Below are 21,100 nucleotides of genomic sequence, written 5' to 3' on the forward strand. Positions count from 1 at the left end.
GCGTCCCGAACTACACCGGTACCCGCACCTGCGCCCGCAGGCCGCCCATCGGGCTTTCGCCGAGCATGATATCGCCGCCATGCGAGCGGGCGATGTCGCGGGCGATTGCAAGCCCGAGGCCGGTGCCGCCTTCGTCCTGGTTGCGGGCATCGTCGAGTCGCAGGAACGGCTTGAACACTTCCTCGCGCATGTTGGCGGGGATGCCGGGGCCGTCGTCGTCGACGGTGATGTTGAGATAGCGGTGGTCGCGCTGGCCGGTGATCGAGATCGTGTTGGCGTGGCGCGCCGCGTTGGACACGAGGTTGGCGAGGCAGCGCTTGAACGAGGCCGGCTTCACCGTGACCACGGGCAGGCCGTGGAATGCGACGGTCGCGGTGTGGCCGTGGCGCTCGGCGTCGCTGCGCAGCTCCTCAAGCGCCATCGCCATGTCGGTCGGCTGCGCGACCTCGCCGGAATCGCCGCGCGCGAAGGCGAGGTAGTCTTCCAGCATCATCGACATCTCGTCGACGTCCTTGCGCATCGCGTCGATCTCGGGACCTTCGCCGATCAGGGCGAGCTCGAGCTTGAAGCGGGTCAGGATGGTGCGCAAATCGTGCGACACGCCGGCGAGCATCGCGGTGCGCTGCTCGATCGAGCGCTCGACGCGCGCCTTCATCTCGATGAAGGCCTGGGCCGCGCGCCGCACCTCGCGCGCGCCGCGCGGCCGGAAGTTCGGCGCCTCGCGGCCCTTGCCGAAGCTTTCGGCAGCGTCGGCGAGCCGCAGGATCGGCTTGATCTGGTTGCGCAGGAACAGCACGGCGACGATCAACAGGATCGTCGAGGTGCCGAGCATCCAGAAGATGAAGATCTCCGAATTGGAGGCGTAGGCCGCGCTGCGCTGGGCGAAGATCCGCATCACGGAATCGTCGAGCTGCACGCGGATCTCGACCAGGTTGGACTTGCCGACGGTGTCGATCCAGAACGGACGGCTGATCTGGCGGCCGAGCTGCACCGAGAGGGTCTGGTCGAGCAGCGAGAAGAACGGCTTCGGCCCCGGCGGCGGCATGTCGCCGGCGGGGAGGAAGTCGACCACAAGCTGCAGCTTCTGGGCGATGTGGCGAAGCTGGGCGCGGTCCTTGTCCTGCGGATAATTCTTGTAGACGTCGATCAGCGCGGCGATGTCGGACACCACCGCGGCCGACAGGCGCCGCGTCACAGTGTTCCAGTGCCGCTCCATGAACACGAACGCCACCACGGTCTGCAGGATCACCATCGGCACGATCATGATCAGCAGCGCGCGGGCGTAGAGGCCGGTCGGCATCCAGCTCTTGAACGCATTGCCCATCCAGCCGTTCGCCTTCGAGACGCGCTGCGAGGCGTTCTTGATCAGGGTCAGGCCGGAGTCGAGCGTGCTCATGCGATGTCTTACGGTGCGGCGACCAGGCGATAGCCGATGCCGCGGACCGCCTGCAGGAACAGCGGATTGGCGGGATCGTGCTCGATCTTGCGGCGCAGGCGGTTGATCTGCACGTCGACCGCGCGCTCGTTGACGGTGCCGCCAGAGGTCAGCTCGGCGCGCGGCACGGTCTCGCCGGGGGCGCTGGCGAGGATACGCAGCATCTCGCGCTCGCGGTCGGTGAGGTGGATGATCTCCTCGCCCTGGCGCAGCTCGCTGCGTTCGATGTGGAAGATGTAGGGGCCGAACGCGATCTGCTCGACCACCGTGACTTGCGGCGGCGCGGTGCGCTTGAGGATATTGCCGATGCGCAGCACCAGCTCGCGCGGCTCGAACGGCTTGGCGACATAGTCGTCGGCGCCGATCTGCAGGCCCTCGATGCGCGCCTCCGCCTCATGGCGGGCGGTCAGCATGATGATCGGCACTGTGGAGGAGGTGCGGATGAAGCGGGCGAGGTCGAAGCCGTTCTCGCCGGGCATCATCACGTCGAGGATGAGCAGGTCGAAATGCAGCCCGAGCAGCTTGGCGCGCGCGTCGGTGGCGCTCATCGCCGTCGTGACGCGATAGCCTTCGCCAGAGAGAAAGCGCGACAGCAGGTCGCGAATACGCCGGTCGTCGTCGACCAGAAGGAGATGCGGTGCGTCGTCGGCCGGCTCGACCGGCGCGCGCATCATGGTTGCAGCCTGCACCAGGTTCACTCCCTTGTTTTCTTGCCGCCGCCGAAGATCGCTTCGAGCACCTTGTCGGGATCGTCGCGGTCGATCATCGCGCGCAGGAACTGGCGAACCGTCTCGACGCCGGCCGGATCGATCCCGGCGATCGCGCGGTTGATGCGGTCGGTCTGCAGCCCTGCGAGCTTGGCGACCAGCGCCTCGCCCTTCGGCGTCGCGTAGAGCAGGCGCTGCCGGCGATCGTTGTTGCCGGTCTTCTGCACGATGTAGCCTTCGTCCAAGAGCTGCTTGAGCACGCGCCCGAGCGATTGCTTGGTGATGCGCAGGACGTCGAGCAGGTCCGCGACCTTCAGGCCGGGATAGCGGGTGACGAAGTGGATGACGCGGTGGTGGGCGCGGCCGAAACCGAATGCCTCCAGCTCCTGGTCGGCGTCGCCGACAAAGTCGCGGTAGGCGAAGAACAACAGCTCGATGATGTCCCAGCGCAGGTCGCGTCCGCCCGCCGCAGGAGCGTGATCATCTCCCTGCGAATCGGGCTTGGCAGCCATGCCTGAGAAATTTATGTCAGTCATATTGACGTATCTTGGGTTCAATGTTACAAAACTGCCTGTCACGACGAAACATTAGGTCGTTTCGTTCCCGACAGCGTTTGAGTCGGCCTGAAAGAGCCTGCGAGGCGGTTTGGGCCGCAAATTGGACTACCGTGCGATTGTCGAGCGGCATTTCGGCAAACATACTGGACTTCAGCATTCCGCAAAAGCATGTCTAAACGGCATGTTGGCGATGGAAACCGGCCCGTGCGGCCGGTGGTGGTGAAGTCCGGGCCAGCCGAGCCTGACGGCTCCGGGGGAAACAGGCCGGCGCCCGGTATGGCGCCGGTTCCGACAGCGGAAAGCAAGAAAAATGACTTTGAAATTCGACATCCAGCCTTCGCCGAATGCGACCTCCGACAAGGATCGCGCGGCGAAGCTCGTGGACCCGGGCTTCGGCCGCGTCTTCACCGACCACATGGCGATCGTCCGCTACAGCCAGGGCAAGGGCTGGCACAGCGCCCGCGTCGAGGCACGCGCGAATTTCCCGCTCGATCCGGCCGGCGCGGTGCTGCACTACGCCCAGGAGATTTTCGAAGGCCTCAAGGCTTACCGGCGCGATGATGGCGGCGTGAACCTGTTCCGTCCGGACGCCAATGCCCGCCGCTTCCACGATTCGGCCGAACGCATGGCGATGGCGCCGCTGCCCGAGGACGTGTTCATCGACGCGGTCGAGCAGCTGGTGCGGATCGATCGCGCATGGATCCCGGGCGGCGAGGGCAGTCTCTATCTGCGGCCGTTCATGATCGCGAGCGAGGTCTTCCTCGGCGTGAAGCCGTCGGCGGAATACATCTTCTCGGTGATCGCATCGCCGGTCGGCTCCTACTTCAAGGGCGGTCCCGCGCCGGTGTCGATCTGGGTGTCGGAGAATTACACGCGCGCTGCGATCGGCGGCACCGGCGCCGTCAAGTGCGGCGGCAATTATGCCGCCAGCCTGCGCGCGCAGGCGGAGGCGATCGAGCGCGGCTGCGACCAGGTCGTGTTCCTCGATGCGGTCGAGCGCCGCTACATCGAGGAGCTCGGCGGCATGAACATCTTCTTCGCGTTCGACGACGGCTCGCTGCTGACGCCGCCGCTCGGCACCATCCTGCCCGGCATCACCCGCGACTCGATCATCGCGCTCGCCAAGGATGCCGGCACGCGCGTGCGCGAGGAGCCCTACACGATCCAGCAGTGGCGTGCCGACGCCGCCAGCGGCAAGCTGAAGGAAGCGTTCGCCTGCGGCACCGCGGCCGTGATCTCGCCGATCGGCAAGGTGTGCTCGGCGAGCGGCGATTTCCAGATCAGCGGCGGCGTGGCCGGCCCGGTCGCCATGGGCCTGCGCAAGAAGCTGGTCGACATCCAGTACGGTCGCACCAACGATCCGCATAACTGGATCAGAAACGTCGCCTGACGGCCGAGGCGTCATTCCGGGATGGTCCATAGGACCAGACCCGGAATCTCGAGATTCCCCGGTGCGCAATTGCGCACCTGAGGTTCGCGTCTTCGACCCGCCCCGGAATCACGGTGCGACAAGGACGGTGCCGGTTGCCGCCTCGCGCATCCGCTGGTAAATGGCCGCGATGGCCGAGAAACCCAAAAAACCCCAGAAACTGAAGGCGCGCCTGCCGCGCGGGCTGGAAGATCGCGGCCCGGCCGCGATCAATGCCACGCGGGCGATGGTCGACAAGATCCGCGCCGTCTACGAGCTCTACGGCTTCGAGCCGGTGGAGACGCCGGCGATGGAATACACCGACGCGCTCGGCAAGTTCCTGCCCGACCAGGACCGGCCCAACGAGGGCGTGTTCTCGTTCCAGGACGATGACGAGCAGTGGATCTCGCTGCGCTACGATTTGACCGCGCCGCTGGCGCGCTATGTCGCCGAAAACTTCGACGCGCTGCCGAAGCCTTATCGGTCGTATCGTTTCGGTTATGTGTTCCGCAACGAGAAGCCCGGTCCCGGCCGCTTCCGCCAGTTCATGCAGTTCGACGCCGACACGGTCGGCTCGGCGACGCCGGCGGCCGACGCCGAGATCTGCATGATGGCGGCCGACACGATGGAAGCGCTCGGCATTCCGCGCGGCTCCTATGTCGTGAAGGTGAACAACCGCAAGGTGCTCGACGGCGTGCTCGAGGCGATCGGCCTCGGCGGTGAGGAGAATGCCGGCCGCAGGCTCACCGTGCTGCGCGCGATCGACAAGCTCGACAAGTTTCCCGCCGACGAGGTTCGCAAGCTGCTTGGTCCCGGGCGTTGGGATGGCGGCGAAGAGGGCAAGGGCGACTTCACCAAGGGCGCCGATTTGAGCCCAGCGGACGCCGATATCGTTCTGGCCGTCACGCAACAGCGCGCCGATTGGAGAGAGGCCATTGCCGCGGCCGAGACCTATCTTGCCAAGAGTGCGGTTGGTCAAGCCGGCGTAAGCGAGCTCGAAGAAATCGCAAAGCTGGTTGCGGCGTCCGGCTACGGCGCGGATCGCATCCGCATCGATCCCACCGTCGTTCGCGGCCTCGAATACTACACCGGCCCGGTCTACGAGGTCGAGTTGCTGCTCGACACCAAGGACGAGAAGGGCCGCCCGGTGCGGTTCGGCTCGGTCGGCGGCGGCGGCCGCTATGACGGCCTGGTCTCACGCTTCCGCGGCGAGCCGGTGCCGGCGACCGGCTTCTCGATCGGCGTGTCGCGCCTGCAGGCCGCGCTGACCATGCTCGGCCAGCTCGACACGCAGGCCGAGTTCGGCCCCGTGGTCGTCACCGTGTTCGACCGTGACCGCGTCGCCGACTACCAGATGATGGTCGCGCAGCTGCGCCAGGCCGGCATTCGCGCCGAGCTCTATCTCGGCAATCCGAAGAACATGGGCAACCAGCTCAAATATGCCGACCGCCGCAACTCGCCTTGCGTGATCATCCAGGGCTCGGACGAGAAGGCGCGCGGCGAGGTGCAGATCAAGGATCTGATCGAGGGCGCCAAGGCGGCGGCGGCGATCGCGTCCAACCAGGAATGGCGTGAAACGCGTCCGGCGCAGTTCTCCTGCGCGGAGGCCGATCTGGTCGCCAAGGTTCGCGAGGTGCTGGCGCGGCATGACGTGAACTGGGGATAGCTGGCTTGTCATGCGCGGGCTTGACCCGCGCATCCATCTTCAAAAAGATGCAGCGCCCGCCAGGCCGGCAAATGACCGGCTTGCGCGTCAACGACAACCAGGGAGATATTCCAATGCCTGAGATCACCGTGAGCATGGCCGCCGGCCGCACCGACGAGCAGAAGCTCGGCATGATGCGCGACATCACCCAGGCGCTTGTGAAGAATCTCGGCGTCGATGCCGACGCGGTTGTGATCCAGATCAACGAAGCGCCGCTGCATCACAAGATGAAGGGCGGCAAGTCGTTCGTCGAGCGCGCCGCTGCGGCGAAGAAATAGCCCCTATCTCTCCATGCGTCGTCCCTGCGAAAGCAGGGACCCATAACCACCGATGTCAGTCGTTGCGCTCGCTGGGGCTCCAGCTTTCGTGACATCGGGCATTCGTGGTTATGGGTCCCGGCTCAAGGCCGGGACGACAGTCTTTTTGAGGCACCAATGGACGCACGCGACTTCATCAAGATCGGCCTGAGCGCCGAACGCATGCTGGTGGTGCCGCCGGAGCGCACGGTCGGGCATTTCGTGCCCGGCATGCCGATGGTCTATGCGACGCCGATGATGATCCTCGAGATGGAGATGGCGTCGGGCGATGCCATCCGCGCTGCGTTGCAGCCCGGCTGGGTCACGGTCGGGACCGAGGTCGATATCCGCCATCTCGCGGCCGCGCTTGTCGGGGCCACAGTGCGCACCACCGCGAAGGTGATCGCGGTCGAGCGCCGCGTGATCCGCTTCGAGGTTGAGGCGTTCGAGGGCGCGCGCAAGCTCGGCGAGGGTCGTCACGCCCGTGGCCTGATCAATGTCGAGAGCTTTAATAAGCGGCTGGCCGGAACGTCGGCGCAGTAAACGTGCTCGAGTCCGCTGGACGTCGGATCCACTTGTTCGAACGTCATCCTGAGGAGCGCGTAGCGCGTCTCGAAGGATGGGCCGCGGGCCGTGCACCCTTCGAGGCTCGCTGACGTGAGCACCTCAGGGTGACGGATCGTCGAAATGACGGGGCCAGGGGAGAAACTACTTCGCCAATTCCTTCGAGCGTCGCGTCGCGGCGGCGATGGCGCGGGTCATCAGCGGCTGTAGGCCGTCATTCGCCATCAGCACCTCAAGCGCGGCAGCGGTGGTGCCGCCGGGCGAGGTGACGTTCTGCCGCAACGTCGCCGACGGCAGATCCGAGCGGTGCAGCAACTCGCCGGAGCCGGCGACGGTCGCGCGCGCCAGCGTGGTCGCGAGCTGCTCGGGCAGGCCGGCCGCAACGCCGGCGCGAGCCAGCTCCTCGGCGAGCAGGAAGATATAGGCCGGGCCGGAGCCGGAGACCGCGGTCACTGCATCCATCAGGTTCTCATCGTCGACCCATTCGACGAGCCCGGTCGCCTTCAGCAGCGCATCCGTCATCGCGCGCTGCGCGGCGGTGACGCGCTTTGACGGCACCGCGACCGTGATGCCGCGGCCGATTGCCGCCGGCGTGTTCGGCATCGCCCGTACCACCGCGCCGCCGACAACTTCCTCGAGCGCTGCGATGGTCGTACCGGCCATGATCGAGACCACGAGGGTCGAGGGGCCGACCAACGCGTTCAGCGCTGCGCCGGCGTCGCGGAACGATTGCGGCTTCACCGCGACGACCAGCGTGTCGACCGTGCCGAGCTCCGTTGCCTGCGGATTGAGCCGCACGCCCTTCGCGGCAAGCGCGGAGATCTCAGGCGAAAGATGCGGATCGATCACCGCGACCTGCTTGGGCGCAAGACCCTGTGCGAGCCAGCCGGTCAGCATGGCGCCGCCCATCTTGCCCGCGCCCGCAAGCGCGATGGTGCCGGAAGTGTTCGTCAATGCGCTGCTTGTGTTCACGGTATCACCGCTTGTCGTCCCGGCGAAGGCCGGGACCCATAACCACAGCTGGTTCTAGTAAAGCGAAGCGGGAGCCACAAGCAGTTTGCGCGAGCCCCGAGGTCACGGAGTATGGGTCCCGGCCTTCGCCGGGACGACACTGAAAATGTGGAAGCGCTGGAACGAAGCCTTACGCTTCGCCCTCGGTATCGAACATCGCCGCGGCCATCGCCTCGGCGGTCGACTTGCCGGCCCACACCACGAACTGGAACGCCGGATAGTAGCGCTCGCAGGCATGGATCGCGTTGACCACCATGGCCTCGCATTGCGAGGTGGAGGCGGTGAGGCCGCCGGGCAGCACCAGCGCCTGACGATGCATCACCATGCCGGTGTGGGTCCACAGATCGAAATGTCCGACCCACAATTGCTCGTTGATCGCGGCGACCAGCCGCTGCACCTCGGCGCGGCGCGCCTGCGGCATCTTCATGTCGAAGGCGCAGGCGAGATGCAGCGCCTCGATCTCACCCATCCAGGTGAACGAGAGCTGATAATCGATCCAGTCTCCCTTGGAGACGATCGTCACCTCGTCTTCGCCGGAACGCTCGAACGCCCAGTTGTTGTCGGTGGCGATATCCTCGACCACCGCAAGCGGGTTGTTCCGGGAATCGATAATGCTTTCGAGGAGGGACATGCCGTCTCGGACCTTGTTCTTATGATCGCTTGATACGCACACGGAAGCCGGCACTTGCGACATACTGCGTCGTGGCCGAGTGCAGTTCCTGAAACGGGCTTCCGGATGCCCCTGGACCTGACGCCGATGAAGTGATGTGATTTGCGGAATCCGCGCAACCGCACGCCGAGTCCGTCCACAGCCAAAGCGCGCATCGTCCACAGCTGATCTCCGCCACACTTGTGATTTTGCGAACAAATCGGAATCTTCGTGATCGGTAAACGATTTGTTAACCATTTGCCGGCGCTTCGCCGCGCGCGTGAATCAGCCTTTCCGGCGCTCACACCACTCTGGAAGAGCCGCGGCGCGCTCATGGGGACATGCTGTTTCCCCATGCCAAAGGCCTTGCCCGGCTGTCGCGGTTTGGTCATATTTCGTCTCAGGCACGTCCATCCCGGGCGTGCCGATGTTCTCAGGGCGGGGCGAAAATCCCCACCGGCGGTAAGGGTGATGAGCCCAAGCCCGCGAGCGCCTTCTTCCGCGAAGCCGGGAGAAGGGTCAGCAGATTCGGTGCAATTCCGAAGCCGACGGTTACAGTCCGGATGAAAGAGAACGGTTGCGGCAGCCAACGCGATTTTTCGCGCGGGCTCGTGTCGTTGTCCGTATGCCCTGATTCTGGTCCTGAAAGAGGAAAGCCATGAATCAGATGTTGCAAGACACTGAAGTTCAAGACACTGAAGTTCAAGACGCTGAAGTCCAAATCTCCCAAGCAGAAAGCGCTCCCGACACGCCGGCAAATCCGCCGGCACCGGAGCATCCGCACTTCGCAAAGCCGCAGCGCGTTGCCTTCGTACAATCGTCCTGGCACCGCGATGTGGTGGAGGAGTGCCGCATCTCCTTCCTGAAGGAGATCGGGGCGCGTCACATCACCAATGTCGACGTGTTCGAGGTGCCGGGCTCGTTCGAGATCCCGCTGCATGCGCAGCTGCTGGCGAAGACCCGCCGCTACACCGCGATCGTCGCAGCCGGGCTCGTTGTCGATGGCGGCATCTACCGCCACGAATTCGTCGCCGACACCGTGATCAAGGCGCTGATGGATGTGCAGCTGCGCACCGAGGTGCCAGTGTTCTCGGCGGTGCTAACGCCGCAGCAATTCCACGAGACCGAGGTGCATTACGAGTTCTTCCGCAAGCACTTCGTGATCAAGGGGATCGAGGTCGCGGAAGCCTGCGCCAACACGCTGCTCAGCCTGGAACGCCTGCGCGGCCAGGTCGCGGCGGGGATTCCTGGATAAAGCGCATGATCCGGAAAAGTGTAAAGCGGTTTTCCGAAAAGATCATGCGCAAATAACAAGAGCACCAAGCGCTCCAGTCCTGACACAAAAGCGATTCCGGCATGCGTGCCGGGATCGCTCTCGCGCGCCGCGCGTTCGGTTATGCTTGCCGGCATAAATCAAAATGCGCGGGAGGCGCCCATGACCGAACAACATTCCTCCGACTGGCTCGGCCTGTCGGGTCGCGTTGCCGTCGTCACCGGTGGGGGCGGCGGCATCGGCCGTGCCACCGCGGTCAGCTTCGCGCGTGCCGGCGCCAAGGTCGCAGCGCTCGATCGCGACGAGCGCGGGCTGGCGGAGACCAAGGCCAAGCTGCGCGAGTTCGGCGATGGTCACCTCGTCGCAAGCTGCGATAGCACCAGCGAGGATAACGTCGCGGCCGCCGCTGACACCGTCGCGCGCACGCTTGGTTCTTGCGATATCCTCGTCAACACGGCCGCGGTGCTGCGTCCCGGCGGGCTCGATACGCTGCCGCTTGCCGAGTGGAACGCGGTGCTTTCGATCAATCTCACCGGCTACTTCATCTGCGCGCAGGCGTTCGGCCGGCAGATGCGCAAGGCCGGGCGCGGTAGCCTCATCCACATCGCCTCGATCGCCGCCAGCAACGCGCAAGGCCAGAGCGGCGCCTACAGCGTCAGCAAGGCCGGCGTCGTGATGCTCTCGCAGCAGCTCGCCGCCGAATGGGGGCCGCACGGCATCCGCAGCAATGTGGTCAGCCCCGGCCTCGTCGTCACGCCGATGAGCCAGGCGTTCTACGATACGCCCGGGGTTACGGAGCGCCGCACTGCCGTGGTGCCGATGCGCCGGATCGGCGCGCCGCAGGACATGGCAGACGCGACCCTGTTCCTGGCCAGCGACCGCTCGTCCTACGTCAATGGTGAGGAGATCATCGTCGATGGCGGCTATGCGCGGACGCTGATGAGCCACGTGCCGCGGCCGGGGTTCTAGCGCATCAGGCGCCACACACTCGCCGTCGTCCCGGCCTTGAGCCGGGACCCATAACCACGAATGTGTGTTGTTGTAAAAGATGGGGCCACAGTTGCGCTCTACAACAGAGCGCTGTGGTTATGGGTCCCTGCTTTCGCACTAGTGCATGCACACATCTTCTGGAGTCTTCTCAAGGACTTGGCTGAAGAACGCAGAGAAATGACGACGTTTAGCTAAGCTGCGCTCGCGAACTTTGGTCATCGCCCCACATCCAAGTCCTTGATTAAGAGTCGGTTTTTCGATCGGAAAAGATGTGTGCATGCCCTAGTGCTTTCGCAGGGACGACAGAGTGCTAATCGAAGAGGCTGGAGACCGACTCTTCCGCCGCGGTGCGGCCGATCGCTTCGGCAATCAGGCCGGCGATCGAGATCTGGCGGATGTTCGGCGCCTTGTTGACGGCTTCGGTCGGCAGGATCGAGTCGGTGATGACCAGCTCCTTCAGCCGCGACGAGGCAATGCGTGCGGCGGCGCCGCCGGACAGCACGCCGTGGGTGATGTAGGCCGAGACCTCCTTGGCGCCGTGCGCGATCAGCGCCTCGGCCGCGTTCACCAGCGTGCCGCCGGAGTCCACGATGTCGTCGACCAGGATGCAATTGTAGCCGGCGACGTCGCCGATCACGTTCATCACCTCGGACTCACCGGGGCGCTCGCGGCGCTTGTCGACGATCGCGAGCGGGGTGTTGATCCGCTTGGCAAGGCCGCGGGCACGCGCCACGCCGCCGACGTCGGGCGACACCACCATCACCTTGGCGAGGTCGAACTTTTCCTTGATGTCGCGCACCATCAAGGGCGCCGCGAACAAATTGTCGGTCGGGATGTCGAAGAAGCCCTGGATCTGGCCGGCATGCAGGTCGAGCGTCATGACGCGGTCGACGCCGGCGTGCGAGATCAGGTTGGCGACGAGCTTGGCCGAGATCGGGGTGCGCGAGCCGGACCTGCGGTCCTGGCGGGCATAGCCGAAATACGGCACCACCGCGGTGATGCGGCGCGCCGAGGAGCGGCGCAGCGCGTCGGTGATGATCAGCAGTTCCATCAGATTGTCGTTGGCCGGAAACGACGTCGACTGCAGGATGAACATGTCCGAGCCGCGGACGTTCTCCTGGATCTCGACGAAGATCTCCATGTCGGCGAAGCGCCGGACCACGGCCTTGGTCAATTCGATGCCAAGTCCCTTGGCGATGTCCTGCGCCAGCGCAGGATTGGAGTTGCCGGCGACGAGCTTGATTGATCCGTTTTTTGCCGACATCGATGCTTCCCCCCGCGCCTTGCTGGATACGACGTTCAGCATCTCAAGTCCTTACAGAACCGGCGGGTTTTCGGTGCGCGAGGGAATATCAGGCAGGCGGCTCCGCTGGCAACCCATTAGGTCGCCTTGGCCGCGGTTTTCCTGGGCAAAAAACGCCTTTCCCCGGGAGATACCGGGGGTTAGTTGGCGGAATAGCTGAGTGCCACGGTCTCGGGCGCGGCGGAGGCCGGGGCGCTGACCATCGCCGGCCCACGGAGCTCCGGTGCCGGGGCGGGGGCCGGGCTGCCATTGATCATGCTGGAGAGGCCGCTGAGGCCGGCCTGGGTGATCTTGCGCAGCACCAGATCGTCGGCGGCGGCCCAGGCGTCGCGGCCGGCCTTGCCGGCGGGCTCTTCGCCGGAGAGGCGGAGCGCGCGCTGCTGGTTGCTGTCGTAGACGTCCCACACCCACGCGATCATGGTGCGGCCGCGGACCACCTGCGCCGACAAATAGCTGCGCACGCGATAGGACGCGGTGCCCTCGCGCGACACGATCGACAGGCTGCGCAGCTTGGATTCGCTGTCGAGCGCGCCGACCATCCGGTCGAACACCTGGGGAGGCGGGCCGTCGATCGATTCGAACGCGACGGTTGCGCCGCCGCTCGCCGGCGTGGCCATGGCGTAGGAGTCGGCGACATTGCCGCCGGCCGCGCAGCCGCCGAGCGCGCAGGCGATCGCCAGCCAGCTGGCTGCGAGCGCGGCACGCATGGCTGTCCCAGTTTGAAACTGGTGGTTTGACGCTTCCCTCATTGCGTCCTGCGATATCGTTAAAACGGCTTAACGTCTAGGGCAGGACGGCCACAGCCCTTAACCGAACCGGCGGCCGCGCCACAAGGATTCGGATTTCCCTGCTCAGTCAGAGAGATGGTGCCGTATGGCTTCCGTGATCCAGGCCCATTCGCGGTTCGGGCTCGCGTCCGGCGATTGCCCGCGCATGATGGCGACCAGCTCCCAGTAGCGCGCCGCACGGGCGTCGTGCAGTGCGTACTTGCCGCGAATCCAATTGCGGAAGTCGAGGTCAGGCTCTCGCTTCAGCAATCGCGCCGACGTCTCCAGCCAATCGCGCGCCAGCGCCTGGCCGGCCGCCGAATTCGGTGCGAGGCCGCGCGCGATGATCTCCTTGGCTCTGGCCAACACGGCCTCGTTGGCCTCTTGCCAGGCGGCAAGATCCAGCACGTGGTGATTCCAGACATCCGCTGCGTTGGCGCGCATGTTGGCGACGAGCGTGGGATCGTTGAGCATCTGCGAAAGCTCGATCCAGGCATCGCATTGTTCGGGCGTCGGCTCGTCCGGCAATTCGGGGACGCTGGTTTCGATCATCTGCCGGATCCACGTCCGGTCGAAGTTGATGCCGTCGGACACTTTCTCGAAAAAGCGTTCGACGACGTTGCGGCGCTCGGTGCGGGACAGCTGCGTCATAGTCAGGAATCTCCTCAAATCTGCTTCGGTGAGTTGCGGTGAACGCAACGCAGCCCGCAGGGCCGAGGCGACGCGGCGCTGCGCCGCGATCTCCGCTTCCAGCGTCTCGAGGCGGAGCTTCAGCGCCTCGTCCAGCGAGAGCTCCTTGGTCAGGACCTCACGGATGGCGTCGAGACCGAGCCCCGCATCGCGCAGGCAGCGGATCAGGTCGAGGCGAACCAGTTCGTCGTCGGTGAAGACGCGATAGCCGCTCGCGGTGCGGCCGGCCGGCGGCAGCAAGCCCTGGTCCGAATAGAAGCGCAGCTTGCGGACACTCATTCCGCTGAGCCGTGCCGCCTCGCCGATGGTGTAGGTGCGTTGTGTCATGCGCCGCTTGTCCGGTCTCCAGCAGGTGGAGAGTCAAGCCGCTTGTCGCACAAATATCGAGAGGATACCCGGCGTCAGCCTTCCAGCGCGATGGCGTGAACGTGCCGGCCGTAGTCGCCTTCCTTGCGATGCACGGAGCGGCGGTAGCTGAAGCAGCGCTCGTCCGAGTAGGTGTCGATGCCGAGGTCGTCGATCATCAGCACACCGGCGTTCTCCAGCCGCATCCGGATGAAGCCGGGGAGATCGAACATCGCGTGTCCGTCGCGCTCGCTGGGCATGAAGAACATGCCGTTCTCGGCATCGGCCTCGATGAAGCGTTCGACGAATTCGTTGCCGACCTCGTAGGATTCCTTGCGGATCAACGGGCCGATGGCGGCGACGATGCCGCCGCGCTCGGCGCCGAGCTTCTCCATCGCATCGATGGTCGATTCCAGCACGCCGGTCAGCGCGCCTTTCCAGCCGGCATGCGCCGCGCCGATCACCCGCGCAGTGGGATCGACGAACAGGATCGGGCCGCAGTCGGCGGTCGTGACCGAGATCGCAAGACCTTCGGTGCGCGTGACGAGCGCGTCCGCCTTCGGGCGCGGCGCGCCGTTCCAGGGGCTGTCCACGACAGCGACGTCAGGCGAATGAACCTGATGCACGCTGATCAGGTGATCGAGCGGTACGCCGAGTTGCGCTGCCATGCGCCGCCGGTTCTCCGCGACCTTGGCCGGATCGTCGTTCGAGCCGAGCCCGCCGTTGAGCGCGGCATAGATACCCTCGGAGACGCCGCCCTCGCGCGAGAAGAAGGCGTGACGCAGGCCTGGAATGGCCGACAGCAGCGGTGATCCCAACGTCATTGTTCGGTCTCGTCAGGCTGATCGCTGAGGCCCGCGATCGAGGTGAGCTGCGGGTCGGAGATGGCCATGACCTTGAACATCGAGCCCATCCCGCCGCGCCCGGAATCGGTCAGCCGCTTCAGCGCGCCGGCAATGTCGGCGGACATTTCGGGGCTGGCTTTCGCCATCAGTCCGGCGGCGCGGGCCTCGACGCCGAGGCGCTTGAGGAAGTCGCCCTGCGTCGCCGGCCCGTGGACGAGCGCGCCGACGTCCTCGGCGGCCCGCGCCAGCGCCTGGAAGTCGACATGCGCGGTCACGTCGGCCTGTCCGGGGTTCTTCAGCGGGTCGACGAAGCTGTGGCGCGCGATCGCCTGGAAGGTGTCGCCGGCGTCGCTGCGCAGATGGCCGTAGTCGATGATCAGCGCGGCGCCATCCTGGTCGCGCACGCGCGTAGCGAGCTTCATGATCTCGTTGTCGGGCCGCCATTCGAATACTGCACCGAGCGGCGCGGCCCGCACCAGCGGCGGCAGCAGCACCTCGAAATGCGGTGTCGGCTCGGGGGCGGGCGCGAAATACAGGTTGCCATTGGCATCCATCCCGACCGTCCGCTCGTGCCAGCCGGTCTCGCGCCGGACCATCTGGTGAATCGGCAGCACGTCGAAATATTCGTTGGCCAGGATCACCGCCGGCCCTTCGGGCACATCGTCGATGCTGTCGTGCCAGGTGATGTTGCGCATGCCGGTCAGCGTGGCGTGCTGCCTCTCGCGCAGCACCGGATTGACCTCGACGAGATGGATGCTGAGCGACTGGTAGAGCGGCGGCAGCACGCGCAGCGCACGCAGTGCGTCGGACATCATGGTGCCGCGGCCGGGCCCGAGCTCGATCAGGCGGAACGTCTCCGGCGAGCCGATCGCGCGCCAGATCGAGGCGCTCCACAGTCCGAGCAGTTCGCCGAACATCTGGCTGACCTCGGGCGCCGTGGTGAAATCGCCCTCGCGGCCGAGCGGATCGCGCGACAAATAGTAGCCGTAGCGCGGATGCATCAGGCACAATTCCATGTAGCGCCAGACCGGCATCGGTCCGGACAGCTTGATCAGCTTCCTGATCTCATCCAGCAGCGGGGAGGGTTCGCTCACGGCCTTCCTTGGATTGAACTTGCTTCAGGTTGGAGTTGTTGGTGCCGGCCCGTTTGCCCTGCGGCGGACGGCGGCCGTGATGATGATAGCGCCGACAATAATCATTGGCACCGACAGCAGCATCCCCATCGTTAATCCGCCCCACAGGAATCCGAGTTGCGGGTCGGGCTCCCTGAAGTGCTCGCCGATGATCCGGGCAATGCCGTAGATCGCAATGAAGCTGCCGAGGATCAGGCCGGGCCGTTTCAGCGCGCCCATCCGGATCATGATCGCCAGCGCCGTGAACAGCACGATGCCCTCGAGCCCGGCCTCGTAGAGCTGGCTCGGATGGCGCGGCAGCGGTCCGCCATTGGGGAAGATCATCGCCCAGGGCAGGCTCGGATCGGCATGCCGGCCCCACAATTCGCTGTTGATGAAGTTGGCGAGCCGGCCGAGGAACAGCCCGATCGGCGCGACCGCTGTGGTGATGTCGCCGAGCGACAGGATCGGGATGTTGTTGCGGCGGGCAAACAGCATCACCGCGGCGACGCAGCCGAGGAAGCCGCCGTGGAACGACATGCCGCCCTTCCACAATTCCAGGATCTCCGACGGGTGTTCGATGAAGAACGGCAGATTGTAGAACAGCACATAGCCGGTGCGGCCGCCGACGATGATGCCGATTGTGACCCAGAGGATGAAATCGTCGAGCTGCGGCAGCGTGATCGGCGCCGGCCCGCCCCACAGCCGATCCTTCTTGATCAGCGAGCGGGCGTAGACCCAACCCAGCACGATGCCGACGATATAGGCCAGCGCATACCAGCGGATCACGATCGGCCCGAGCGCGAGCGCGACGGGGTTGAACACCGGAAAGTCGATCAGCAGGAGCGGCATCGTGCGGGTTGAGACTCAGTTCGCGAGGTTGCGCCGGTAGAGCGCGAGCAGCCGCTCCCAATGGCGTTCGGCGGCGTCGCGGTCATAGACCGGGCGCTTGGGGAACGCAAAGCCGTGATGCGTGCCCGGATAGATCTCGACCTCGTTGTTCGATCCCTTCATGCCGGCCTTGACCTGCTCGATGATTTCCTGTGGCGCGTAGATGTCGGTCTCGGCGCAGGCGAAATAGAGTTCGGCTTTGGTCTTTTGCGCGGCAAGATGCGGACTGTCGGGCTGGTCGGTTGCCAGATGCGTGCCGTAGATCGAGGCGGCGGCCTTGACCCGATCGCCGAAATGGGTCGCCGCGTTCACCGCGTAACGGCCGCTCATGCAGTAGCCGACGGTGCCGATGATGTTGGTGTTGGCGGCCTTCTGGGTCTCGGCATAGGCGAGCAGGCCCCTGGTGTCTTCCATGACCAGCGGAATGTTGAGCGAGTGCATCAGCTCGAACATGCGCTTGCGCTCTGGCGATTCCGGATCGGGATTGATCGGGCCGAGCTCCATCACGCCGGCGCGGTAATACATGTTCGGCAGCATCACATAATAACCCGACGTGCCGAGCCGGCGCGCCATGTCGCGCAGCTCCTCGCGGATCGCCGGTGCATCCATGTAGAAGATGATGACCGGGAAGGGGCCGCCGCGTTCGGGATGGGTGATGAAGGTGGTGGTCTTGCCGTCCTTGGTCGGGATCTCGACGGTCGCTTCGATCATGGCGCTTCTGCTCGCGTTATGTGTGCGATTTCTGTTGTGAGTTCATACGATTGCAAGGAAACCGGAGCATGACAAGGCAAGCGCTCGGGAGGCCTGCCATTCGCGGCAGACTTGAACCGGATGGCGGGGATCGCCATTGTCTTGAGCGCAAGCCAGTGAACGCGGAGAGTTTTGCGAGATGACCCAGACCAGCAACCGGTTTTTCGATGAGATCGGCCGTCTGATGAACGATGCCGCAGGCGCCGCCCAGGGCGTCAAGCGCGAGGTCGACACGGTCATGCGCAACCAGGCCGAACGGATCCTGCGCGACCTCGACGTGGTCAAGCGCGAGGAGTTCGACGCGGTCAAGGACATGGCCCGCCTGGCGCGCGAGGAGAACGAGGCGCTGAAGGTGCGGATCGCCGCGCTGGAAGCCAAGCTCGGCGGTTCGGCGGGCTGATATCTTTCACCCTCCCCTGGAGGGGGAGGGTCGGCTCATAATTGAGCGCAGCGAAATTTGAGCCGGGGTGGGGTGAAGGTGCCTCCACCCGGGCGCTACTCGTGTTGAGAGATCACCCCACCCCGGCTCGCGTTTCGCTCCGCTCAACGCGATCCGACCCTCCCCCTCCAGGAGAGGGTAAGAAAAGGGGGGTGAGAAAAATCCCTTCATTTCCTTGTCATTTCGGCCCTTTGGGGCTAAAAGCCCGCCACGTCCGCGGCCCCCGCACCCCTGGAGGCTTGCTGTGGACCTGAGCATGGGCCGCGCTGCGGCCTTTAACTTTTTAAATACAAGGACTTAACGCTATGGCGACCGTCAAGGAATTGAAGGCGACCGCGCGTCCGAAGAGCGGCAAGGGGGCCGCCCGGGCAGAGCGTCGCGCCGGGAGAGTTCCCGGAGTGATCTACGGAGACAACCAGCCCCCCGTCACCATCTCGGTCGACGATCGTGAACTGCGCCAGCGCATCCTGGCGGGCCGGTTCCTGACCACGCTGTTCGATATCGATCTCGAGGGCAAGAAGCATCGCGTGATTCCGCGCGACTACCACCTCGATCCGGTGAAGGACTTCCCGCTCCATGTCGACTTCATGCGGCTCGGCGAAGGCGCCACCATCCGCGTCAGCGTGCCGTTGCACATCGTGAACGGCGAAACCTCGCCTGGCGTCAAGCGCGGCGGCACCGTGAACATTGTCACCCACACGCTCGAGCTCGAGTGCGCGGTCGACAACATCCCGCAATACATTGAAGCCGATGTCGGCAGCCTCGAGATCAGCTATTCGCTGCATCTCTCCGATGTGAAGCTGCCGAAGGGCGTGAAGTCGCTGACCCGCGAGGACGCGACGCTCGTCACCATCGTGCCGCCGTCCGGCTACGCCGAAGAGCAGAAGGCCGCGGCTGCGGCGGCTGCCGGTGGCGCTGCGGCTCCGGCCGCGGGTGCTGCGGCTCCGGCTGCTGCCGCTCCGGCTGCAGGTGCTGCGGCTCCGGCCGCGGGTGCCAAGGCTCCCGCCGGCGGTGGCGACAAGAAGAAGTAATCGATCAGGTCGGCGCGCGATCCTCTGATGGCGCGCCGACGCGGGATGCCGCGCCATGCGCCTTTTTGTCGGTCTCGGTAATCCCGGCGCGAAATACGCCAGTAACCGGCACAATATCGGTTTCCTGGCGGTCGATGAGATTGCACGGCGTCATGGTTTCGCACCATGGCGCCGTCGCTTTCAGGGCGAGACCTCCGAAGGCGTCGTCGATCGTGAGAAGGTCGTGCTGCTGAAGCCGACGACTTTCATGAACGAGTCCGGACGCGCGGTGCAGGAGGCGGCGAACTTCTTCAAGCTCGCGCCCGCCGACATCACCGTGTTCCAGGACGAGCTCGAACTGCCGCCCGCCAAGGTGCGGGTCAAGATCGGCGGCGGGATCGCCGGCCATAACGGGCTGCGCTCGATCTCCGCACATATCGGCAACGAATATCGGCGGGTGCGGCTCGGAATCGGTCATCCCGGCGTCAAGGAGCTCGTGCACAGCCACGTGCTGTCGGACTTCGCCAAGAGCGACCGGGCGTGGGTGGAGGCCTTGTGCCAGGCCGTCGCCGACAATGCCGGCCTGCTGGCGGCGGGGCACGACGCCTCGTTCGCCAACAAGGTGCATCTGACGATGCAGGCCAAGGGATTTTTCGACAAGGGTGAGAACGGCGGCGAGCCGGCCTGATCCCCTTGAGCCCGGCGCGAGGCCGGGCATGACGAAGATGGATAGAGGAAGACATGGGATTCAAATGCGGGATCGTCGGGCTGCCTAACGTCGGCAAGTCGACGCTGTTCAATGCGCTGACCGAGACGGCGGCTGCCCAGGCGGCGAACTATCCGTTCTGCACCATCGAGCCGAATGTCGGCGAGGTGGCGGTGCCCGATCCGCGGCTGGAGAAGCTCGCCGCGGTCGCGAAGTCCGCGCAGATCATTCCGACCCGGCTGACCTTCGTCGACATCGCCGGCCTGGTGCGCGGCGCCTCGCAGGGCGAAGGCCTCGGCAACCAGTTCCTCGCCAACATCCGCGAGGTCGACGCCATCGCCCACGTGGTGCGCTGCTTCGAGGATTCCGACATCACCCACGTCGAAGGCAAGATCGCGCCGCTCGCCGACATCGAGACCATCGAGACCGAGCTGATGCTGTCCGACCTCGACAGCCTCGAGAAGCGCGTCGACAATCTCACCAAGAAGGCGAAGGGCAACGACAAGGAAGCCAAGGAGCAGCTCGAGCTGGTCAACCGCGCGCTGGCGTTGCTGCGCGACGGCAAGCCGGCCCGCGGCATGGAGCGCAAGCCGGAGGAGGAGCGCGCGTTCCGCATGCTCGGGCTGCTGACTTCGAAGCCCGTGCTCTATGTCTGCAACGTCGAGGAAGGCTCGGCCAAGGACGGCAACAATTTCTCCAAGGCGGTGTTCGAGCGTGCCAGGGAGGAGGGCGCGGTGGCGGTCGTGATCTCCGCCAAGATCGAATCCGAGATCGCGACGCTGTCGCGCGAGGAGCGTACCGACTTCCTGGAGACCTTGGGTCTCGAAGAGGCCGGGCTCGACCGCCTGATCCGCGCCGGCTACCGGCTGCTCGACCTCATCACCTATTTCACCGTCGGCCCGAAGGAAGCCCGCGCCTGGACCATCGACCGCGGCACCAAGGCGCCTGCCGCCGCCGGCGTGATCCATACCGATTTCGAGAAGGGCTTCATCCGCGCCGAGACCATCGCGTACGACGACTACATCGCCGGGAACGGCGAAGCCGGCGCGCGCGATGCCGGCAAGCTGCGGCTTGAAGGCAAGGAGTATGTCGTCGCCGACGGCGACGTGATGCATTTCAGGTTCAATACCTGATCGTGCCGTTCAGTCGACGTGAGGCGGCAGTGCTCTCTCCCCACGTCGTCCCGGGCAAGCGAAGCGCGACCCGGGACCCATAACCACAGGGCGTGGTTATGAAGCACGCTGGGGCTCCAGCGCGCGCCAACAACTACTTCCTGTGCTTATGGGTCCCGGCTTTCGCCGGGACGACAGCGAGTATGCAGTACTTCTGACGCCTCACCGATCCGCGCGGCCGATTACATCCATCAGCTCGGCGATCTTGCGCCGCTGGTCGGCCTTGTCGCCGGACGAGATCGCATGTTCCACGCAATGTGCCACGTGATCGCGCAGCACCTCTTCCTCGACGCGGCGCAGCGCCGCGCGCGCGGCCGCGATCTGCGTCACCAGGTCGATGCAGTAGCGATCCTCCTCGACCATGCCGGCGAGGCCGCGGATCTGGCCCTCGATTCGTTTGAGCCGTTTTAAACAGGATGTCTTGATCTCTTCGCGCATAGGGTTCATATACCCCCCTAGGGTATCTAAATCAAGA

23 protein-coding genes and 1 riboswitch are annotated in these 21,100 nt (G+C 65.2%); of the genes, 10 read left to right on the forward strand and 13 right to left on the reverse strand.

Annotated elements, in window-relative coordinates; translation table 11 throughout:
- Window positions 1–10: 10 nt before the first annotated feature.
- The 3 genes from AKN84_RS34435 to AKN84_RS34445 are packed head-to-tail and all read right to left on the reverse strand — an operon-like array spanning window position 11 to window position 2,678.
- Entirely contained in the window at window positions 11–1,396 is a 1,386-nt protein-coding gene (locus AKN84_RS34435; protein WP_050424912.1) for an ATP-binding protein, read from the reverse strand.
- An 8-nt stretch (window positions 1,397–1,404) separates the two neighbouring features.
- Window positions 1,405–2,109 carry a response regulator gene (locus AKN84_RS34440; protein WP_430649954.1) on the reverse strand — a complete coding sequence of 235 codons (705 nt, stop codon included), beginning with the start codon at window positions 2,107–2,109 and terminating at the stop codon, window positions 1,405–1,407.
- A 20-nt stretch (window positions 2,110–2,129) separates the two neighbouring features.
- Window positions 2,130–2,678, reverse strand: a complete 549-nt coding sequence (locus AKN84_RS34445; protein WP_050424914.1) for a MarR family winged helix-turn-helix transcriptional regulator — start codon at window positions 2,676–2,678, stop codon at window positions 2,130–2,132.
- Between the two features lie 331 nt (window positions 2,679–3,009).
- Here AKN84_RS34445 and AKN84_RS34450 point away from each other — a divergent pair, with 331 nt between their 5' ends.
- From AKN84_RS34450 to AKN84_RS34465, 4 genes are all read left to right on the forward strand, one after another.
- Entirely contained in the window at window positions 3,010–4,089 is a 1,080-nt protein-coding gene (locus AKN84_RS34450; protein WP_050424915.1) for a branched-chain amino acid aminotransferase, read from the forward strand.
- A 169-nt stretch (window positions 4,090–4,258) separates the two neighbouring features.
- The gene (gene hisS, locus AKN84_RS34455; protein WP_128971422.1) at window positions 4,259–5,773 is read left to right on the forward strand and encodes a histidine--tRNA ligase; all 1,515 of its coding nucleotides are present in this window, start codon (window positions 4,259–4,261) and stop codon (window positions 5,771–5,773) included.
- A 113-nt stretch (window positions 5,774–5,886) separates the two neighbouring features.
- Window positions 5,887–6,090 (forward strand): tautomerase family protein, encoded by a 204-nt coding sequence (locus AKN84_RS34460; protein WP_018269806.1) that lies wholly within the window; start codon window positions 5,887–5,889, stop codon window positions 6,088–6,090.
- A 156-nt stretch (window positions 6,091–6,246) separates the two neighbouring features.
- Complete coding sequence (locus AKN84_RS34465; protein WP_050424917.1) at window positions 6,247–6,651, forward strand: thioesterase family protein; 405 nt, start codon at window positions 6,247–6,249, stop codon at window positions 6,649–6,651.
- Between the two features lie 165 nt (window positions 6,652–6,816).
- Here AKN84_RS34465 and proC read toward each other — a convergent pair whose 3' ends face one another.
- Complete coding sequence (gene proC / locus AKN84_RS34470) at window positions 6,817–7,581, reverse strand: pyrroline-5-carboxylate reductase (RefSeq protein WP_050424918.1); 765 nt, start codon at window positions 7,579–7,581, stop codon at window positions 6,817–6,819.
- 232 nt (window positions 7,582–7,813) lie between these two features.
- Window positions 7,814–8,314 carry a type III secretion system chaperone family protein gene (locus AKN84_RS34475; RefSeq protein ID WP_050424919.1) on the reverse strand — a complete coding sequence of 167 codons (501 nt, stop codon included), beginning with the start codon at window positions 8,312–8,314 and terminating at the stop codon, window positions 7,814–7,816.
- A 443-nt stretch (window positions 8,315–8,757) separates the two neighbouring features.
- Window positions 8,758–8,911: riboswitch (FMN riboswitch) on the forward strand.
- Between the two features lie 79 nt (window positions 8,912–8,990).
- On the opposite strand from AKN84_RS34475, the gene AKN84_RS34480 reads away from it, so the two are divergent.
- Window positions 8,991–9,587 carry a 6,7-dimethyl-8-ribityllumazine synthase gene (locus AKN84_RS34480; RefSeq protein WP_050424920.1) on the forward strand — a complete coding sequence of 199 codons (597 nt, stop codon included), beginning with the start codon at window positions 8,991–8,993 and terminating at the stop codon, window positions 9,585–9,587.
- A gap of 180 nt (window positions 9,588–9,767) precedes the next feature.
- A complete protein-coding gene (locus tag AKN84_RS34485) occupies window positions 9,768–10,574 on the forward strand; it encodes an SDR family NAD(P)-dependent oxidoreductase (protein ID WP_050424936.1) in 807 nt (268 codons plus the stop codon).
- Between the two features lie 331 nt (window positions 10,575–10,905).
- Here the strand turns inward: AKN84_RS34485 and AKN84_RS34490 are convergent, their stop codons facing one another.
- The 7 genes from AKN84_RS34490 to AKN84_RS34520 all read right to left on the reverse strand — a co-directional run bounded on the left by AKN84_RS34490 (window position 10,906) and on the right by AKN84_RS34520 (window position 17,259).
- Window positions 10,906–11,859, reverse strand: a complete 954-nt coding sequence (locus AKN84_RS34490; protein WP_028344316.1) for a ribose-phosphate pyrophosphokinase — start codon at window positions 11,857–11,859, stop codon at window positions 10,906–10,908.
- A 179-nt stretch (window positions 11,860–12,038) separates the two neighbouring features.
- On the reverse strand, window positions 12,039–12,647 hold the full coding sequence (locus tag AKN84_RS34495) for a hypothetical protein (protein ID WP_050424921.1): 609 nt from the start codon (window positions 12,645–12,647) through the stop codon (window positions 12,039–12,041).
- 102 nt (window positions 12,648–12,749) lie between these two features.
- Complete coding sequence (locus AKN84_RS34500; RefSeq protein WP_050424922.1) at window positions 12,750–13,682, reverse strand: helix-turn-helix domain-containing protein; 933 nt, start codon at window positions 13,680–13,682, stop codon at window positions 12,750–12,752.
- A gap of 74 nt (window positions 13,683–13,756) precedes the next feature.
- Complete coding sequence (gene pgeF, locus AKN84_RS34505) at window positions 13,757–14,524, reverse strand: peptidoglycan editing factor PgeF (RefSeq protein WP_050424923.1); 768 nt, start codon at window positions 14,522–14,524, stop codon at window positions 13,757–13,759.
- Window positions 14,521–15,579: a class I SAM-dependent methyltransferase gene (locus tag AKN84_RS34510; RefSeq protein ID WP_050424937.1), complete on the reverse strand. Its 1,059-nt coding sequence runs from the start codon at window positions 15,577–15,579 to the stop codon at window positions 14,521–14,523. The genes pgeF and AKN84_RS34510 overlap by 4 nt, the downstream gene beginning before the upstream one ends.
- An 84-nt stretch (window positions 15,580–15,663) precedes the next feature.
- A complete protein-coding gene (gene lgt / locus AKN84_RS34515) occupies window positions 15,664–16,509 on the reverse strand; it encodes a prolipoprotein diacylglyceryl transferase (RefSeq protein ID WP_050424924.1) in 846 nt (281 codons plus the stop codon).
- A gap of 15 nt (window positions 16,510–16,524) precedes the next feature.
- Window positions 16,525–17,259: a dienelactone hydrolase family protein gene (locus AKN84_RS34520; RefSeq protein ID WP_050424925.1), complete on the reverse strand. Its 735-nt coding sequence runs from the start codon at window positions 17,257–17,259 to the stop codon at window positions 16,525–16,527.
- A 178-nt stretch (window positions 17,260–17,437) separates the two neighbouring features.
- Here AKN84_RS34520 and AKN84_RS34525 point away from each other — a divergent pair, with 178 nt between their 5' ends.
- From AKN84_RS34525 to ychF, 4 genes are all read left to right on the forward strand, one after another.
- Window positions 17,438–17,698 carry an accessory factor UbiK family protein gene (locus tag AKN84_RS34525; protein ID WP_021077345.1) on the forward strand — a complete coding sequence of 87 codons (261 nt, stop codon included), beginning with the start codon at window positions 17,438–17,440 and terminating at the stop codon, window positions 17,696–17,698.
- Between the two features lie 344 nt (window positions 17,699–18,042).
- A complete protein-coding gene (locus tag AKN84_RS34530; RefSeq protein ID WP_050424926.1) occupies window positions 18,043–18,768 on the forward strand; it encodes a 50S ribosomal protein L25/general stress protein Ctc in 726 nt (241 codons plus the stop codon).
- 55 nt (window positions 18,769–18,823) lie between these two features.
- Window positions 18,824–19,435 carry an aminoacyl-tRNA hydrolase gene (pth, locus tag AKN84_RS34535; protein WP_050424927.1) on the forward strand — a complete coding sequence of 204 codons (612 nt, stop codon included), beginning with the start codon at window positions 18,824–18,826 and terminating at the stop codon, window positions 19,433–19,435.
- Window positions 19,436–19,488: 53 nt separating this feature from the next.
- Window positions 19,489–20,586, forward strand: a complete 1,098-nt coding sequence (gene ychF / locus AKN84_RS34540; protein WP_050424928.1) for a redox-regulated ATPase YchF — start codon at window positions 19,489–19,491, stop codon at window positions 20,584–20,586.
- A 201-nt stretch (window positions 20,587–20,787) separates the two neighbouring features.
- On the opposite strand, the gene AKN84_RS34545 is transcribed toward ychF, so the two are convergent.
- Window positions 20,788–21,063, reverse strand: coding sequence for a metal-sensitive transcriptional regulator (locus AKN84_RS34545; protein WP_050424929.1), 276 nt, complete (start codon window positions 21,061–21,063; stop codon window positions 20,788–20,790).
- Window positions 21,064–21,100: the final 37 nt, after the last annotated feature.

Origin of the sequence: Bradyrhizobium tropiciagri (assembly GCF_001189845.1) — a bacterium.
Lineage (GTDB): Bacteria > Pseudomonadota > Alphaproteobacteria > Rhizobiales > Xanthobacteraceae > Bradyrhizobium > Bradyrhizobium tropiciagri.